At 41.3% G+C, this 17,888-nt stretch carries 13 protein-coding genes and 10 tRNA genes; 19 read left to right on the top strand and 4 right to left on the bottom strand.

Translation table 11 applies throughout. The annotated features are described in order from the left end of the window. Positions 1–48: 48 nt before the first annotated feature. The 3 genes from PE36_RS04810 to serS all read left to right on the top strand — a co-directional run bounded on the left by PE36_RS04810 (position 49) and on the right by serS (position 3,244). Positions 49–1,383, top strand: coding sequence for a replication-associated recombination protein A (locus PE36_RS04810; protein WP_006030836.1), 1,335 nt, complete (start codon positions 49–51; stop codon positions 1,381–1,383). Positions 1,384–1,428: 45 nt separating this feature from the next. Further along, positions 1,429–1,812, top strand: coding sequence for a fluoride efflux transporter CrcB (gene crcB, locus PE36_RS04805; RefSeq protein ID WP_006030835.1), 384 nt, complete (start codon positions 1,429–1,431; stop codon positions 1,810–1,812). Between the two features lie 145 nt (positions 1,813–1,957). After that, on the top strand, positions 1,958–3,244 hold the full coding sequence (gene serS, locus PE36_RS04800) for a serine--tRNA ligase (RefSeq protein WP_006030834.1): 1,287 nt from the start codon (positions 1,958–1,960) through the stop codon (positions 3,242–3,244). A 158-nt stretch (positions 3,245–3,402) separates the two neighbouring features. On the opposite strand, the gene PE36_RS04795 is transcribed toward serS, so the two are convergent. Further along, positions 3,403–3,732: a TusE/DsrC/DsvC family sulfur relay protein gene (locus PE36_RS04795; RefSeq protein ID WP_006030833.1), complete on the bottom strand. Its 330-nt coding sequence runs from the start codon at positions 3,730–3,732 to the stop codon at positions 3,403–3,405. 181 nt (positions 3,733–3,913) lie between these two features. After that, complete coding sequence (locus PE36_RS04790; RefSeq protein WP_006030832.1) at positions 3,914–4,576, bottom strand: Bax inhibitor-1/YccA family protein; 663 nt, start codon at positions 4,574–4,576, stop codon at positions 3,914–3,916. 193 nt (positions 4,577–4,769) lie between these two features. Here PE36_RS04790 and PE36_RS04785 point away from each other — a divergent pair. After that, a tRNA-Ser gene (locus tag PE36_RS04785) sits at positions 4,770–4,860 on the top strand. Between the two features lie 59 nt (positions 4,861–4,919). On the opposite strand, the gene PE36_RS04780 is transcribed toward PE36_RS04785, so the two are convergent. Then, entirely contained in the window at positions 4,920–5,537 is a 618-nt protein-coding gene (locus PE36_RS04780; RefSeq protein WP_006030831.1) for a glutaredoxin, read from the bottom strand. Positions 5,538–5,718: 181 nt separating this feature from the next. Here PE36_RS04780 and PE36_RS04775 point away from each other — a divergent pair. Further along, positions 5,719–5,809: transfer RNA gene (locus PE36_RS04775), tRNA-Ser, on the top strand. A 292-nt stretch (positions 5,810–6,101) separates the two neighbouring features. Further along, positions 6,102–6,192 (top strand) — tRNA-Ser (locus PE36_RS04770). A gap of 123 nt (positions 6,193–6,315) precedes the next feature. On the opposite strand, the gene PE36_RS23910 is transcribed toward PE36_RS04770, so the two are convergent. Next, positions 6,316–6,477 (bottom strand): oxidoreductase-like domain-containing protein, encoded by a 162-nt coding sequence (locus tag PE36_RS23910; RefSeq protein ID WP_006030830.1) that lies wholly within the window; start codon positions 6,475–6,477, stop codon positions 6,316–6,318. 385 nt (positions 6,478–6,862) lie between these two features. On the opposite strand from PE36_RS23910, the gene uvrY reads away from it, so the two are divergent. The 13 genes from uvrY (at position 6,863) to PE36_RS04705 (ending at position 17,853) form a co-directional block, all read left to right on the top strand. After that, entirely contained in the window at positions 6,863–7,507 is a 645-nt protein-coding gene (gene uvrY, locus PE36_RS04765; protein WP_006030829.1) for a UvrY/SirA/GacA family response regulator transcription factor, read from the top strand. A gap of 59 nt (positions 7,508–7,566) precedes the next feature. After that, positions 7,567–9,420 (top strand): excinuclease ABC subunit UvrC, encoded by a 1,854-nt coding sequence (uvrC, locus tag PE36_RS04760; RefSeq protein ID WP_232286528.1) that lies wholly within the window; start codon positions 7,567–7,569, stop codon positions 9,418–9,420. 49 nt (positions 9,421–9,469) lie between these two features. After that, complete coding sequence (gene pgsA / locus PE36_RS04755) at positions 9,470–10,048, top strand: CDP-diacylglycerol--glycerol-3-phosphate 3-phosphatidyltransferase (RefSeq protein WP_006030827.1); 579 nt, start codon at positions 9,470–9,472, stop codon at positions 10,046–10,048. A 231-nt stretch (positions 10,049–10,279) separates the two neighbouring features. After that, positions 10,280–10,365, top strand: a tRNA-Leu gene (locus PE36_RS04750). A gap of 52 nt (positions 10,366–10,417) precedes the next feature. After that, positions 10,418–10,491: transfer RNA gene (locus PE36_RS04745), tRNA-Cys, on the top strand. 68 nt (positions 10,492–10,559) lie between these two features. Beyond that, a tRNA-Leu gene (locus PE36_RS04740) sits at positions 10,560–10,645 on the top strand. Between the two features lie 88 nt (positions 10,646–10,733). Next, positions 10,734–10,807 (top strand) — tRNA-Cys (locus PE36_RS04735). 67 nt (positions 10,808–10,874) lie between these two features. Then, a tRNA-Leu gene (locus PE36_RS04730) sits at positions 10,875–10,960 on the top strand. An 87-nt stretch (positions 10,961–11,047) separates the two neighbouring features. Next, positions 11,048–11,121: transfer RNA gene (locus PE36_RS04725), tRNA-Cys, on the top strand. Between the two features lie 68 nt (positions 11,122–11,189). Further along, positions 11,190–11,275: transfer RNA gene (locus tag PE36_RS04720), tRNA-Leu, on the top strand. 358 nt (positions 11,276–11,633) lie between these two features. Beyond that, entirely contained in the window at positions 11,634–12,857 is a 1,224-nt protein-coding gene (locus PE36_RS04715) for an HDOD domain-containing protein (protein WP_006030826.1), read from the top strand. A 243-nt stretch (positions 12,858–13,100) separates the two neighbouring features. Further along, complete coding sequence (locus tag PE36_RS04710; protein ID WP_006030825.1) at positions 13,101–14,471, top strand: DUF3943 domain-containing protein; 1,371 nt, start codon at positions 13,101–13,103, stop codon at positions 14,469–14,471. A gap of 556 nt (positions 14,472–15,027) precedes the next feature. Then, positions 15,028–17,853, top strand: a complete 2,826-nt coding sequence (locus tag PE36_RS04705; protein WP_157517756.1) for a hypothetical protein — start codon at positions 15,028–15,030, stop codon at positions 17,851–17,853. Positions 17,854–17,888 lie beyond the last annotated feature (35 nt).

The raw sequence follows: 17,888 nt of genomic DNA, 5'->3' as shown, positions 1-17,888 counted from the left end.
GTTTAATTTCAATATCCCGGAAGATACCGATATAGATGACCAACGCTAATGAATAATACGATGTCACTTGATTTTAGTCCTGATTTCCAACCGCTAGCGGCCAGAATGCGACCAGAAAAAATGTCGCAATATATTGGTCAAACCCATATTCTCGGTGAAGGAAAACCCTTACATCGTGCATTATTAGCTGGCCATGCGCACTCGATGATTTTATGGGGACCACCTGGCACGGGTAAAACCACGATCGCAGAGATGATTGCGCATTACTGTGATGCCAAAGTTGAGCGAGTACATGCCGTTACATCAGGTATTAAAGATATTCGTTTAGCGATAGAAAAAGCCAAAGATAATGCCATTCAAGGTTTCCGTACCATTTTATTTGTCGATGAAGTGCATCGCTTTAATAAAAGCCAACAAGATGCATTTTTACCACATATCGAAGATGGCACCATTATCTTTATCGGCGCGACGACCGAAAACCCGTCATTTGAACTAAACAACGCCTTGCTATCACGTGCGCGTGTGTATGTACTGAAAAAGTTAACCGCTGACGAGATCCAACAAGTTATTGATCAAGCATTAGCGGATACACGTGGCTTAGCCAAGGTTAAATTTAACTTTGCGCCAGGTGTTAAAGAAAAGCTCTGTGAGTTAGCAGATGGCGATGCCAGAAAGAGCCTTAATTATCTCGAGCTATTAAATGATATGGCGGAAGACGAAGGGCAAGGCAAACTTATCACCCTTGAAAGGCTGATGTCTGTGGTGGGTCGTAAAGTAAATAGTTTTGATAATAAAGGTGAGCTTTATTATGACTTGATGTCCGCACTGCATAAATCAATCCGTGGTTCATCACCGGATGCTGCCTTGTATTGGTTTGCACGTATGCTCGCTGGTGGTTGTGATCCACTACATGTGGCGCGCCGTTTACTGGCTATTGCCTCTGAAGATATTGGTAATGCCGACCCAAGAGCAATGCAAGTTGCCGTATCGGCATGGGATTGTTTTAGCCGTGTAGGTGCTTATGAAGGTGAGCGAGCGATTGCTCAAGCGATTGTTTATCTGGCATCGGCGGCAAAGAGTAATGCTGTGTATACTGCATTCTCACAGGCAAAAATGTTAGTACAAGAACAACCAGACTTTGATGTACCGATGCATTTACGTAATGCGCCGACTAAGCTAATGTCGGATCTAGGCTATGGTGATGGCTATCGTTATGCCCATGATGAAGTAGGGGCGTATGCACCCGGTGAATGTTATATGCCGGAAGCATTGCAAGGTACTAAGTTATATCATCCAGTTGATCGTGGTGTTGAAAAGCAAATTAAGCAAAAACTCGATTATCTCCATCAGCTTGATCTCAATAGCCCTCGAAAACGCTATTAATAATTAACGGTACGATCAACGAATAAATGAAGTGGGGTACTATCAATGAATAATTTAGCATTATACGGTTTTGTTGCACTTGGTGGTGCGACAGGAGCGGTACTCAGAACGTTTATAGCCCAAACTGCCACGGCTGTATTAGGTAAAGGTTTCCCATTTGGCACTTTAATTGTCAATATTCTGGGTTCGTTATTGATGGGAGTACTATTTGCCTTGCTAGACAGTAATATGATTGCTGAAGCACCTTGGCGCCAACTTATTGGTTTAGGTTTCTTGGGTGCATTGACGACATTTTCGACATTTTCGATGGATTCGTTGTTGTTATTACAGCAAGGTGAGTGGTTAAAAGCAGCGCTAAATGTATCTTTAAACGTGACAGTGTGTATTTTTGTTGCATATTTAGGTATGCGCTTAGTATTTCGAGCATAAAGACCCGTAATTTAAGTATAAATACCGTGATGAAAGTGTAAATTCACGTTAAAATAATACGTGTTAATAATACCAACAGATTTTTCTGACCCAGTGCAAGGAAATAGTACTCAGGTCGAAATAAAACAAGCAGAGTAGGTAAATAATGTTAGATCCTAAATTTCTTCGAGCAGACTTAGAAGAAGCTAAACAGCGTTTAGCGAGCCGTGGTTTTGAACTAGACGTTGATACAATCAAATCATTAGAAGAACAACGTAAAGCATTACAGATCCGTACAGAGCAATTACAGAATGATCGTAACGTACGTTCGAAATCCATTGGTAAAGCAAAAGCAAGTGGTGAAGATGTGCAGTCGCTATTAGCTGAAGTAGGCAAGTTAGGCGAAGAGCTTGATGTGGCTAAAGCTGAACTCGCTGAGTTATTAACTAAAATTGAAGATATTGCATTATCGCTACCAAACCTACCCCATTCATCGGTACCACAAGGTCAAGATGAAGATGACAATGTAGAGTTAAAGCGTTGGGGTCAACCAAAAGAATTTGATTTTGAAATTAAAGATCACGTTGATGTAGGCGAAGCACTTAACGGTCTCGATTTTAAAACCGCAGTTAAAATTAGCGGATCACGTTTCATTGTTATGCGTGGCCAAGTTGCACGTATGCATCGTGCTATCGCGCAATTTATGCTTGATACGCACACCGAAGAACATGGTTATACAGAATTATATGTACCTTACCTTGTGAATGCTGATTCGTTATACGGTACTGCTCAATTACCTAAATTTGGTGAAGACCTGTTCCATACCAAGCCGGCAACAGAAGAAGGTCAAGGTCTAAGCCTGATCCCATCGGCTGAAGTACCGGTAACTAATACCGCGCGTGATACTATCACTGACGAAGCGGATCTACCGGTACGTTTAACGGCGCATACACCTTGTTTCCGTAGTGAAGCGGGTTCATACGGTCGTGATACCCGTGGTCTCATTCGTCAACATCAGTTTGATAAAGTCGAAATGGTACAACTGGCGCACCCAGAAAAATCATACGAAGCACTTGAAGAGATGTGTCAGCATGCTGAAAACATCTTGATCAAGCTTAACTTGCCATACCGCGTCGTGACATTATGTACCGGTGATATGGGCTTTAGCGCGGCGAAAACATATGATTTAGAAGTATGGGTTCCAGCACAGAAAACGTATCGTGAAATTTCTTCAATATCAAACTGTGAAGATTTCCAAGCTCGTCGTCTACACGCACGTACACGTCTTAAAGACAATAAGAAGCCGGTACTACTACATACACTAAACGGTTCTGGTTTAGCGGTAGGTCGTACACTTGTTGCGATCCTAGAGAACTACCAGTTAGAAGATGGCCGTGTTGAAGTGCCTGAAGTTCTACGAGGTTACATGGGCGGTCTAACGCACATGGGTTAATCTGACTGCTAATAAAAAGTCAGTTTAATGAAAAGCCCCGCTGAGTTATGCGAATAACTCAGCGGGGCTTTTTGGTTTCTGGTGTAACAAGAAGCCGCCATTAATCATTTAATGTAATGGGGCACTTGTTAATCTAATACTAATTTATAAAGTGCCAATTAAAGGCATCTAGCCGGTTTAGGCAAGCCAGCAATCTTGGTTGCTTGCTTCGCAGGGCCTTTAGGAAACAGTTTATATAAATAGATACTGTTGCCTTTATCTGCCCCGAGTTTCTTCGCCATTGCTTTAACTAATGCGCGAATAGCGGGTGAAGTATTGTATTCGAGATAAAAGTTACGCACGAAGTGAACAACTTCCCAATGGGCAGGGCTTAAGCTGATACTTTCTTGTTCTGCAAGCAGCGGCGCCAGTGCTTCACTCCAATCGCTAGAGTTAAGTAAATAACCTTGCTTGTCGGTGGCGATCTCTTGTTCGTTGATAATTAACATAGCTTTAAACTAATCGTAGAGGGAAAACAAAAAAGCCTCGTCAAACGAGGCTTTTCACTATTTATAAATATAGCTTAACTGTTTAGCGGTTTAACTTAAATCTATTCTACATGAGTAGCATTTAAATTAACGTGACATAATTAATAAGGCGCTATATTTACGGTATTAACTAACAACGAGATTAGTCGTCGCTACTCATAATACCTAAGATTTGTAATAAGCTAACAAAGATATTATACAGTGATAGGAAGATAGTTACCGTCGCTGAGATGTAGCTTGTTTCACCACCATGAATGATTGAACTTGTTTGCATCAAGATAGCAGCAGATGAAAACAGAATGAACATGGCACTGATTGCAAGGCTAAGCGCTGGAATTTGTAAGAAGATGTTACCGATCATAGCCACGATAAGTACCACAAAACCAGCCATCATCATGCCATTAAGGAAAGACATATCCTTCTTTGTTGTTAATACATATGCAGACAGAGCAAAGAAAGTAAATGCAGTACCAGCAAACGCCATTACCACAATGTCACCCATACCAGCACCTATGTATCGGTTAATTAATGGGCCTACGGTATAGCCTAAGAAACCGGTGAACAAGAATACAAATAGAATACCCATTGTGTTGTTACGGTTTTTTTCTGTTAGGTACATTAAACCATACACACCGACTAGGGTAATGATGAAGCCTGGAGAAGGTAAGTTTAATGTAACCACTGCACCAGCAACTAACGCTGAAAACGCCAGTGTCATCGCTAATAGCATATAGGTATTTTTAAGTACCTTATTCGTCGCGAGTACGCTTGCTTGCGACTGAGTCTGAATCGTACGTTGTTGCATTGTGTCTGTTCCTTAAATAATAAACACTGCCAGTTAGAGTGTTAGTATACCCTAAAGTTCCGACATAATATGACGATGTAGTTAATTTATAGCCAAATAAGTTAAAAACAAGCCTTTTGACTTAAAAATGTGATTAATTCGGTAAAACACTTTATCTTTTTGTTTAACTCTGTATTATACGCTCCATTGCTGCGGAGGGGTGGCAGAGTGGCCGAATGCACTGGTCTTGAAAACCAGCAGGGGTTAATAGCTCCTCGAGAGTTCAAATCTCTCCTCCTCCGCCATCTATATAGAAAAAGGCGCTATCTGAAAAGATAGCGCCTTTTTTGCATTTTGACCTCTATTAATTCTGTTTCACTGACATGGAACATTGCCCCCGTTCTGTATTTGGCTCGACCTGTTGTTTGACAATGGCACTTAATTGATCTGCGCCGCCAATATAATTTCCATCTATCCATATCTGTGGAACCGTCACTGGTTGTTTCGGATCTATTAATGGTTTTACTCTCGAGAGCATTTCATAGAGGGCGCGAGGATTAGTGATCACATCATGATAGGTGTATTCAATGTTTGCCTGTTGTAAATATGTCTTGGCCCGTTGGCAATGTGGGCAACTTTGTTTGCCAAAAATATGCTGGCCAACAATAGGTACTTGTTGGCAGTGTGCTTCGATGACGGCTTGGGTTAATACCCCGCGATTTAATGCGTGGCCTTGACTGATGACCTTCTCTGCAACCATGACAATCGGCGCGTGCCAACCACCCTTGAGTAGCGGCTGCCACCATTCATTTAACCAATCTTTAATTTCTAGCTCGATGGGTATACCGTCTAACTCATTGTTTAGGGTGTCTAACACAATATCTTTGGTGAGTGCGCATTCGCCACAAGGGATCTTGATATGGAAAGGTCCCCAATCGCCAGCCCAGCGGTAGATGGTGATGTTGACTGCTTGCTTATCCATATAGCACCTTTGATGATAAAAACTTATTTTATGTGGACGTCGATTGTTTATGTTGTATTAATTTGTCGGATTACAGTGCGAAGCGAGTGAAAAGTAAACGTTTAAACGGTTTGCTGTGATCTTTTAGCGTGTAGATATTTACAAGCCGGCCTCATATCACTATTATACGTTCCATTGCTGCGGAGGGGTGGCAGAGTGGCCGAATGCACTGGTCTTGAAAACCAGCAGGGGTTAATAGCTCCTCGAGAGTTCAAATCTCTCCTCCTCCGCCATCTATATAGAGAAGGGCGCTATCTGAAAAGGTAGCGCCTTTTTTGCATCTAAGCTTTAATCTTTCTTCATCACACCACTGTGTCTTTGCAATTTAGCGGCTCTTCTTCAGTGTAGTTGATAGTCACCGCTATTTTTCTGATAAACATATCGAATCTGATATTTTTTAAGCACTTGTTTTACGCTGTTGCTAGGAAGTCGAGCAGGTTGGTTTTATTTTGTGCGAAGTTTGAAGGTTTGGTCTTTTTGCTTTACAACTGGGCGCTGTATCTCTATTATACGCTCCATTGCTGCGGAGGGGTGGCAGAGTGGCCGAATGCACTGGTCTTGAAAACCAGCAGGGGTTAATAGCTCCTCGAGAGTTCAAATCTCTCCTCCTCCGCCATCTATATAGAGAAGGCGCTATCTGAAAAGGTAGCGCCTTTTTGCTATCTGGCATTCCTTAATCTATCTAATCTATCTAATCTATCTAATCTATCTACTCAGTCTATTTGCCATCCAATCAGTTTCATACCGTTTCTTCAAGCAGTGCGGCACGTTGTGCGTTCCATAATTTTCGTTGTGCGTAGTAATTATCCCAAACACAAGGGCAGCAAGCACCACCACCACAACAGTCATCATCTGCAGGTGGGTAGGGCTTTTCAATTAACTGTGGTTGCGATTTTTCCATCGATTTATCCTTTTCGCTAGCTTATAGACAAAATGTAACATATTTTTAATGGCTCTGATCAAATCAGTGGTGGTTAATTAGTAACTCGTTGTATTATCAGTAATAAAAGCACATGTGTCGTTTATGTATTTTTATAAAGCCATTATACAGTGATTGAAGTTTTCCCCTTTCTTAGTAAGTATTTTTTATTTTGCCAACTGCACCGCATTTTAGCTTTAAAGTAATATAGTTATTAAATTATTGATATATAATGCCATATTATTATTTGGTATAAATATATTAGCTTCAATGATGAGTTAGAGGATAAAAATAACAACCTATTTTTGAACATCTAATGTATTATGCTCTTTAGAAATTATATGTATGTGTATGCGGAGATATTCTTTTGATTAATGTATTCCTTGTCGATGATCACGAATTAGTCCGTACCGGCATTCGCCGAATTCTTGAAGATGTACGTGGTATTAAAGTCGTGGGTGAAGTTTCATGCGGAGAGGATGCCGTTCAGTTTTGTCGAGAAAACCAGCCAGATGTGATCTTGATGGACATGAATATGCCAGGTATTGGCGGATTAGAAGCGACACGTAAAATTTTACGAAATAATCCTGATATTAAAATTATCGTATTAACGATACACACGGAAGAACCTTTCCCAAGTAAAGTAATGCAAGCAGGTGGTTCTGGTTATTTAACTAAAAGTGCAGCACCTGACGAAGTATTAGGCGCAATTCGAAAAGTGCATAGTGGCCAGCGTTATATTGCACCTGAAATTGCACAGCAGATGGCATTAAGTCAATTTTCATCAGCTAGCGAAAACCCTTTCCAAAATCTGTCAGAACGTGAGTTACAAATCATGATGATGATTACGAAAGGGCAAAGAGTGGTCGATATTGCCGAGCAGCTACACCTTAACTCTAAGACGGTTAACGCTTATCGCTATCGCTTATTCAGTAAGCTGAATATTAATGGTGACGTAGAGCTGACTCACCTAGCGATCAGACACGGTATCTTAGATGCAGATACACTATAATTAAGTATTACGTTAATTAACATTAATTGAGAAAGATGTCTTCGGGCATCTTTTATTTTATGCCTGAAAAAGAACAATTCAATCATCAAGATTTCTTAAAAACGGTCTCACATCAACCTGGTGTTTATCGAATGTATGACCATAAAGACGTGGTTATTTATGTCGGCAAAGCCAAAGATCTGCATAAACGCCTAACCAGTTATTTTCGAAAAACCGTCGATCGTGAAAAAACCCGGGTACTGGTTACGCATATTACCAATATTGATGTTACGGTAACGCACTCCGAGACTGAAGCGCTGGTACTTGAACATACCTATATTAAGCGATATCAACCGCGTTATAACGTTTCGCTGCGGGATGATAAGTCTTACCCTTACATACTGATAACCGCTCACAAGCATCCACAGTTAACCTCTATTCGCAGCAAGAATAAGCGCAAAGGGCAATATTTTGGTCCCTATCCAAGCGGTAGTGCGGTGCGAGAAAGTCTGCATTTAATGCAAAAGCTATTTCCTGTACGTCAGTGTGAGGATAGCTATTACCAAAATCGTTCGCGACCGTGTTTACAATTCCAGCTCAAGCGTTGTTTAGGCCCTTGTGTGAAAATGGATAATCCTGAGGAATACAACCAGCAGGTTGAACTTGCTGCATTATTTTTGAAAGGTAAAAATATCGACGTCATTAATGAATTAGTGATGAAGATGGAAAATGCCAGTCAGCAGTTGGATTTTGAAGCTGCCGCACGTTATCGCGACCAGATCCAAGCATTAAGAACCATCCAAGAACAGCAATACGTAACGTCGGATTTAGGTGAGATGGACGTCATTGGTTTTGCCTACAAAAATGGTATTGCCTGTGTGCATTTATTATTTGTACGGTCAGGTAAAGTCTTTGGCAGCCGCAGTTATTTCCCTAAAGTACCCGCTGATACTGATATTAGCGAAGTGATCCAAGCCTTTTTATTACAGTATTACCTGAATAAAGAAACACAGCAGGCCATCCCTAAAGAAGTGTTGTTAACTGAGTTGCCGGAAGATAATGACCTGATTGAATCGAGTTTAAGCCAACTGGCAGGGCGTAAAATAAAACTGACGAGTCCTAAACGTGGTGACCGGCATAAATTTTTAAGGTTGGCGCTTACTAACGCTGAAAGCGCATTAACAACTAAGTTAGCCACTAAAAGCACCGTGCTAAATCGTTTCAAAGCATTAGAGAAAGTATTGAAGTTTGATGGCAAGATCCAGCGTATGGAATGTTTTGATATTAGTCACACGGGTGGCGAGCAAACCGTGGCATCTTGCGTGGTATTTAATCGTGATGGACCCAATAAAACCGATTACCGACACTATAATATCAGTGGCATTACCGGTGGCGATGATTATGCCGCCATGGCTCAGGTATTAGACCGCCGCTTTAAGAAAGTCGCTGAAGTTGACAAAATACCTGATATTTTATTTATTGATGGTGGCAAAGGGCAAATGACCCAGGCGGAGCGAGTGCTCACTCAATACGCGGATAATTTTGTGGTTAAACGGCCGCTAATCATTGGTATTGCTAAAGGAGTGACGCGTAAAGCGGGTTTAGAGACATTAATCTTATCGGGGGCGTTGGATAATGTACCTGACATCGAATTTTATTTACCCAGTGATTCGCCCGCATTGCATCTTGTACAACATATTCGTGATGAATCCCATCGCTTTGCCATTACCGGACATCGTGCGCGCCGCAATAAAGTCAAACGCACTAGCGCGTTAGAAAATATTCCCGGGGTTGGGCCGAAGCGTCGTCAAGTTTTACTTAAATATATGGGTGGCTTACAGCAATTACGTGGTGCAAGTAGGGAAGAAATTGCAAAAGTACCAGGTATAAGTATTGATTTAGCAGAAAAAATTTATGATTCGTTGCATCAATAAGCAAGATATAGGACTATAGAGGCGTTTATATTTCAAAAGCATGAGAATAATGAAAAACATACCCAATATTTTAACTTTGTTTCGCGTGATTTTAATTCCTTTTTTTGTTCTCGCGTTTTATTTACCAATTGAAAATTCGTTTTATATCGCCGCCTGGATTTTCTTTATTGCTGGCGTAACTGATTACCTTGATGGTTATATAGCAAGACGTTGGAATGTATCAAGCAAGCTTGGCGCATTTCTTGATCCTGTCGCCGATAAAATCATGGTGATCACGGCGTTAGTGATGGTTGCCGCTGATCACGACCGTATCGCTGCAACGGTTGGCGAGCACAGTGCATTATGGATCATGATCCCTACGCTTATTATGATTGGCCGCGAGCTTGCTATTTCAGGTTTACGTGAATGGATGGCCGATCTCGGTAAACGTGCCAACGTTGCGGTTGGTAATGCCGGGAAGTGGAAAACCAGTTTGCAAATGTTGGCGCTAGGCGGTTTCATTTGGCAACAAGGCCCTTGGATGGTTTACCTTGCTTATCTCGTGTTCTATGCGGCGATGGTATTAACCGTTGTTTCTATGGTGCAGTATTTTGCTGCGGCGTGGGGCGAACTCACTAGCGAAGATTAAGACGTCATTTTTAACGACTACTTAGGTTCTTGTTAGAACATGTCGCTAATACGGTATTATTTAACCCTTTTTAGCTAAAAAACAAACTGTTTAGGTTGAAACGTAAACGTTTTAATCAATGCGATTAAAAGGGTGTTGACTCTCTCTTTTAGGTCTGTAGAATGCGTCAGCACATAGGGGCTAAAGCAGTTTAATTAAAACAGCTTAGATGATATGTAAAAAGAATGCTGTGCCCGAGTGGTGAAATCGGTAGACACAAGGGATTTAAAATCCCTCGCTTAATAGGCGTGCCGGTTCAATTCCGGCCTCGGGCACCAATTTCTTTTTGTTAGATATAACGTTAAACATATAACTTTAAATAAAATATTTGGCGGGTTGGCAGAGTGGCTATGCAGCGGATTGCAAATCCGTGGACCTCGATTCGACTTCGGGACCCGCCTCCATGATTTAAGCTTGAAAGAGCAAGTTTGTTGGTTCTGCACTGGAACGGATAAACTATAAAAAATTCAGTGCCCGAGTGGTGAAATCGGTAGACACAAGGGATTTAAAATCCCTCGCTTAATAGGCGTGCCGGTTCAATTCCGGCCTCGGGCACCAATTAATACTAATACTAGAAATAGTATATCCAGCTAAGATGTAAAATTAGCACCCTGTATTAGCAACGAAAGTTGTGATGGCAGGATTTGGCGGGTTGGCAGAGTGGCTATGCAGCGGATTGCAAATCCGTGGACCTCGATTCGACTTCGGGACCCGCCTCCATTATTTAAGCTTGAAAGAGTGAGTTTGTTGGTTCTGCACTGGAACGAATAAACTATAAAAATTCAGTGCCCGAGTGGTGAAATCGGTAGACACAAGGGATTTAAAATCCCTCGCTTAATAGGCGTGCCGGTTCAATTCCGGCCTCGGGCACCAATTAATACTAATACTAGCAATAGTATATCTCGCTAAGATGTAAAATTAGCACTCTGTGTTAACAATTAATTTGTCATCGCAGTATATGGCGGGTTGGCAGAGTGGCTATGCAGCGGATTGCAAATCCGTGGACCTCGATTCGACTTCGGGACCCGCCTCCATGATTAAAGCTTGAAAGAGCGAGTTTGTTGGTTCTGCACTGGAACGGATAAACTATAAAAAATTCAGTGCCCGAGTGGTGAAATCGGTAGACACAAGGGATTTAAAATCCCTCGCTTAATAGGCGTGCCGGTTCAATTCCGGCCTCGGGCACCAACTTTTATAAAAAGCCAGCTTATAGCTGGTTTTTTTATGTCTAAAATCCACCAACACAAGCTCTTCATTCCCCTAATATATACCCAAGTTATTCCTGCTCGCCTCCCGTAGGGCAAGTCGAACGAAGGCATCTTCGGCGTTATGAAGTATTGATTTAGAATAACTAAATCCTCGACTTCATGCCTTGAATATACTCTTCATTCGGTTTGCTGATTGTGCACCTTGAAGTAGCTTGGGTATAGGCGTCATTTTCTCAATCAATGACTATTAACTCATGTCGTTACTTATCTATGTGCTAATCTTTAATATCGTATCGTAAATTATTGAAAATCGGTTAGTTGTAAATGAGGAGCAATGAGTGTCAGCGTCGATCCTTTCAAATAAAAACTATAGCCAAACCGTTATAGAGCAAGCCGTCAAGGTTTGTAAGCAAGTGGAAAACCGTCACGCTAAATGGATAGTTAATCATAAGTATCTACTAGATCAAAACGAAATTGATCCGCTACTTAGTCAGCAAGGAACATCCTGTGACACCAATGTGGATGAGAAGGGACGGATAGCCGACAACCAACGGATATTATTAGCGTGCGAACAAATGCGTGTTAATGAACGACAGTTTACGGCAGATATAAAGCAAGCACGACACAGTAAAATCCTTGCTCAAACGCTAAAAATGGCAATCGTGGCACTAGAAAACCGATGTAATCACCCTGATATGTTACGTGTACTGAATGTGCATACTGGCTTTGCTGATTTCGCCTCGTTTGCTTACGGACCTAATCTGACCTTTCAAAAGCTTGGCAGCCTCACATCAGCGCATAATTCATTTGCGATGAATATTCTCGAACTCGTCAATAATCCTCGTTTTTGCAAGCAAACGCAAAAAAAGCCCAGTAACATTTCCGATGCAAAAACCGCAATTGGGTTTATTGGTATCGAAAATTGTCGAATGCTGTCCCCGCTTTTAATGGCCAAACCCTTACTCAATTTGACTGATAAAAATACTAAATTGATTGCCGCAAAAATGTGGCAACATAGCATTATTATGGCCAATGTTACCCGGATGCGATTGCAGCATATTGGGTATAAAGAACCCGACGAGGGCGTGCTGTTGGGGGTTCTCCGCGGTCTGGGGCAATTTGCAATATGTAATCATTTTACGCATGCCTTCGAAGATGCACTGGTGTCAGTGATGCAGACGTTTCGGGAGAAAGAACAAATGGATGATTATTTTGCCTGTGCAGACATTAGACCCTCATTAAGCTTTTTACCCGCAGTGATTGAAGCATGGGAAAAACCAATTACCAAAAGAATTATTGAACACATGGACTGGTCTGCTAACGTACTGCATCTAAAAACAGCCCTTGAAGAGGACTTAAATAACGTTCCTGTGCATACGCGAAGCAAGCACGGCGCCGCATTGGGTCAAGCGCGTACCTATGCCATTTTTGATACTATGGCCCGCAGTAATGCATTTTTAAATGATGATACGGGCTATTGGTTTGCGAATATGCGCATGGATAGCGATATGATAAAAATGGCAAAAATGTCTCAGCCAGGAAAATTTACACTGGCGACTTAAGTACGTCGATAAATCACAAACATCATTATTTAGTTATGTTTACCCAACCAAATCTCATCGTCTATTCACCTCATTTAAGCTCTGCTTATTAGCCCTTCATTATGTCCTCAGTTTGTACCGCCGAGTATTGATGATTAGGTTACCGCCGACTATGCTTAGTTATTACATTTTCATTTAGCTAATAGCTGCGGTTTAACCCCTGCTATGGTCTATCTGGGGTTAATATCTGGGAGATATTAAGACATGAAACCTTGTCATTACCTGCATTTGTTACTGTTATGTACCTTGCTTAGTCCTTTCTCTAGCGCAGAGCCGCATGAAGAAAATACCAGTAAAAACCCGCTTGTTATTGCCAATACATTTTCCAACACCTTTTCCAACACCAGTTGGGAAGATAAAGCCCTTTCCGATGATGTTTATGCTGATCCCTACCAAATATCTTTGTTTTCGACACCCCATGGTGAGGATGGTGAACGGCTGTGGTCGCAAACAAAATCGGTTGCTTGGTATGGTATTGGTGTTGCCGGTTTTCTGGCTTTGCTGCCAACTGATATCACTAACTGGGAGACGAGCGATGAGCGCCTAATTGAAAAATGGTGGGATAATGTGAGGCAAGGGCCTGTTTGGGATCGGGATGCATGGTACATCAATTACATTGGTCACCCTTATTTTGGTGGCGTATATTACCAGTCGGCACGTAAATCTGGCTACCGACAGTGGGATGCCTTTATTTACTCTGCTTTGATGTCGACCTTTTATTGGGAATATGGGATAGAGGCTTTCGCCGAAGTACCTGCACTGCAAGATTTGGTTGTTACACCTGTTCTCGGCTGGGTCTACGGTGAGTGGGCATTTAACCAGGAACGTGAAATTATCCTAGAGGGGGGAACAGTGTGGGGTTCCGCTGCACTCGGTGATACCGCGTTGTTTTTTCTCGATCCCGTGGACAGTATAGGCCGTGGCATTAACCAGTTGGTTGGTAAGCAGGTGGTTATCGCTGGTACTGGCTATGTGGGCATTAAGGAAGTGAGCTTACCGAATGGCAGTTCGGAAACCCAGGTTAAAATTAATCTGAGGTATGCGATGGGCAACGGTAAAGGTAATTCGACCAAGGCGCGTAGCGATATGTATAATTCTGCAGACATTGAAGACCCAGTTGATTTTGGTATTGTTGGTTTTTCTGTGGGTAGCGCTTATCTTAATTTGGATGAGTTTTGGGGTCTTGAAAATGGCTGGGCACCGACGTTCAGTCTCGGCTTATACTTTACTCCCCAGTTTTCGTCACGGCTTAGTTATAGTCGTGGTGAGATGAAAGAACAAACCAGCACCGAACGAGTTGTCTATGAGAGTTACAGTGTTGATATGCAGTATTATTTCAATGCGGATAATGATTTCCGTCCTTACATCAGCGCAGGATTGGGAGAAGCGTTGAAAGATCAGGATAGAGATATCAAAACCGCGCAGGTTAACGCCGGTTTTGGTCTGTACTACAAAGTGGATCGAAATTGGGCTCTCCAGCTCGCTTGGCACCATTATTACGGTACTAAGTTCTCTGCAAATGATGACATAGCCAGTGGGCAACTTATTTACCGTTTTGGTGCTGGTGAACGTTAATACCAACCTCTTTGTTATATAGCCTCAGCTGTAATTCGATTCATCTATAAACTGCCACAGACCTAATCTAGTAATGGCTGGTATTAGGCTGGTTATTGCTTGATTTATCCTTAGTTGGCTATGGTCCTTAATGGCAGTGAATTTATTTTTGTAGATGGCGACCTTAAGATACACGATATTATATTTCCATAAGTAACCTGATGATATTCTGTGGTTTCAAGCCCAAGGTGTTAAGGTTACTCCAACTTCCTGCCTGGCCAATAGTCCATCTAAACAACCCAGTAGTAGTGCTCATTGACAAGGTGTAACGGGTGTTACACTTTTAACTGTTACATTGCCCAACATTAAAAATTGCAATATTTACAATAGATTAATCACTATTTCAAAGAATACTGTTTCATTGACCTGTCCATCCAGCTACATACCACACTAAATAAAACTACCTTTACATTATATTTCAAAGAGTTAAATCTATGGCTTGTTACTTGCTTAGTCAGGCCTAGAGACGTATTTATTGTGCGTTATAAAACTCTCTCTATGACAAAAAACAAAATTAATGAATAAATCAGGTAGTAAAAATTTAATAATTAGCACTGATAGGAAGGAAATTGACATGAAGAATTCTTATTTCGGATTTAAACTCAATGGTTTATTAGCCATATTGCTTGGGACCATATTGATAATAACCATACCCAAGTCAGCAGTAGCCAGTAATGATCCCATCTGGGAGTTTCCAGCGATGCCGGACTTAGGTGGTGGTTTAGGCTATGAATGTATGGCTGATGCCTACCTGACGGACGGAGGGAAGGGGTTGAAGGACATTGTCGATGTCAGTGCCCTAAATTGTACGGCTAATGATATTGAAATTACTGACGTCGATGTAAAAGGTGTCATTGTAAACGGTATTTTGGATAACGATGGGAGTGATGGGTTTACCTGTAATAGGAACGAACCATTCACTCTAATTGCCGATGTTACAGTAAAAACCAATGCAGATACTCGCTACGATACAACCTTCTATTTACCTCTCAATGAAAAATCTCCTCAGACGGTACAAGGAGACACAAGCTCGTGTAGTTTGATAGTTCCTAACCCTGATGCATCGCGAGATGGAGAAGGGGATGGACCACTTGTAAGCGGCGACCCTGATAATAATAATGATGGAGATACATGTGGCGATATTGATAAGTCAGAACTGACGAATGATGACTATGTTTTGGAGAACGCAGAATTTACCATGCTATGTGCAACTGCATCTCCTGACACTAAGCAAGTTATATTCGACTACTGTGCTGCTTGGAGTGTTAAAGACGAAAATGATTGCTCTGTAAATTTTGATGATGCAATTTTAGGTCAACGGCCATCACAAACTTCAAAATGTAATTGTGGTGAACTTCCGATTAATGTATTTGTAAGCCCTGAGCCGCCTACAATTACCAAAACTCTAATCCCACCTACAACAGCGCTAGAACTCGATGGTACCTTTGAATACCAATTTTTAATAACCAAAAGCCAATTGGAAGATATTGTTTATATCACCAGTCTTTTTGATATCATTTATACTGACCCTGATGCGACGCCAGCGCCTGACGGTCAGGTAGAAGAGTTAATAAATGTATTGGCTCCGACAACTGTAGCAGGTAGTGTATTTGGCAATGTTGAAATCGTGAGCAACACTTGTAACCCAACGTTAACTGATGGGAAATACAAGATTGACGAGAATACACCGTCCTTCACTTGTAACCTGAAAGTAAAAATAACTGATGGTAACCTACCTGATGATTTACAGTTAGGTGCGCCTACAGTAAGAAACCAAGGCCCGAACCCTTTAGAAACATATTGGGATTATATGTACGGAACGTTTGAAGACAAGAATACAACCTCTATCCATGATGAACAGGCTAGTTGTAACCTCTTAAGTTTACACGGAGATTTAAACACAGTCATTCCTACGACGGCAGTGTGTTCTGATAAAGAACCTGTCACGATAACGAATGTTGACCCCGAAGTCTCAATTAGTAAAGTAGTGGTAGTCCCTGATGACAATACGCTTGGTCTTCGCCAAATTGGTGATATTTGGTATATCAACAAATCAGGCAACGTAACCTTTGAGGTAACCGTTAATAATCCTTCTAACAACAACGTTGACGCAATTTGGGCGAGTGATTTGGATATAGCTAGCTCATCTAGCTTTAGAGATGATTGGGTGATTAAAAATCCAAACAATAGCACTGATACATTCGGAACTACGAATCTTTATACTGATGCTACTGGCGATGTTGACTGTAGAGATATACCAAAGGTAAGTGTAGATCCTGGATTAGCTGTTGGGGCTGAATTTGGACCTTGTGAATACACTGTAAATCTAGGGTTAACTGAAGGTCAAACTTACCAAAACACCGTGAAAATAGAAGCCGTAGATAATGAAAATCGTCTGGCATATGCAGCTAAAACAGTTCAGATCAAACTTGCTGCACCGATGGTTTCATTGAAAAAGTTTGTGGCTGCAGCGTCTATAGATGATTCTAATGCAACGCCAGGAACCTATAAAGATGCTAATACTGTAGGCGATAGTGTACATATAGATGAACCTGGTGGCTATGTGATTTATCGGTTCACAATAACTAATGACAATGATACAACAATGGAGCCATTAAAAGTAACCGGAATTGATGACACATTATATGATCTTGCTAATTGGCCTGCAGGAATAAACGATACTCCAGATAGGTGTACATTCCCACAGATTATAGAATATAGCAGCGATGATTCAACTGCTTATGTATGTACTTTTGTTACCAAAATAGAGAATAAAAATGCATTAGATAAAGTTGAAAATGTTGCTTTTGCAACAGCTTTTCTATGGGACCCTACTGGTGTTGGCAGCACTATTGGCGAGCAAGTTAACTCACCAACAGATAACGCCATCGTCATCCTAGATGATGTACCAGCTATAGTATCTTTAGACATTAAAATTGCAGCAACATTATTTGTTACTATTACAAATGGTTCTAGCTTTGAATCTGTTGATTTGACTGAGTTAAAATTACGTGTTGGTAACAATCCTGCTGATATTATTAATATCGAGGATACAATAGATGCTCGCTTTATCATCCTGAATGATGGCGGTACTTTTAACGATGACAGTTCATTTAATCCTTGCCCTCAACCGAGTGAATCTGCACCTACAGCGATTGCTGCGTTAGGAGTATTAAAATGTGCATTTACTGTTGAGTTGATTGCAGATGATGATAGTACTGATAACATATTCAGTATTCTGAGTTCAGGAGCAATCTTGTCGATTAAAGTAAATGATGACGATCTTGGCGCTGCAGTTGAAAAATCTGTTACTGCGACGGTTCATCTAATCCCAAACCCTTAGGATAGGGTCTGTAATAAAGGATAGATACACAGTCG

It is taken from the genome of Moritella sp. PE36, from assembly GCF_000170855.1.
Taxonomy (GTDB): Bacteria; Pseudomonadota; Gammaproteobacteria; order Enterobacterales; family Moritellaceae; genus Moritella.
Note: the sequence above shows the minus strand (reverse complement) of the source record. Positions and strands in the feature narration are given on the sequence as shown.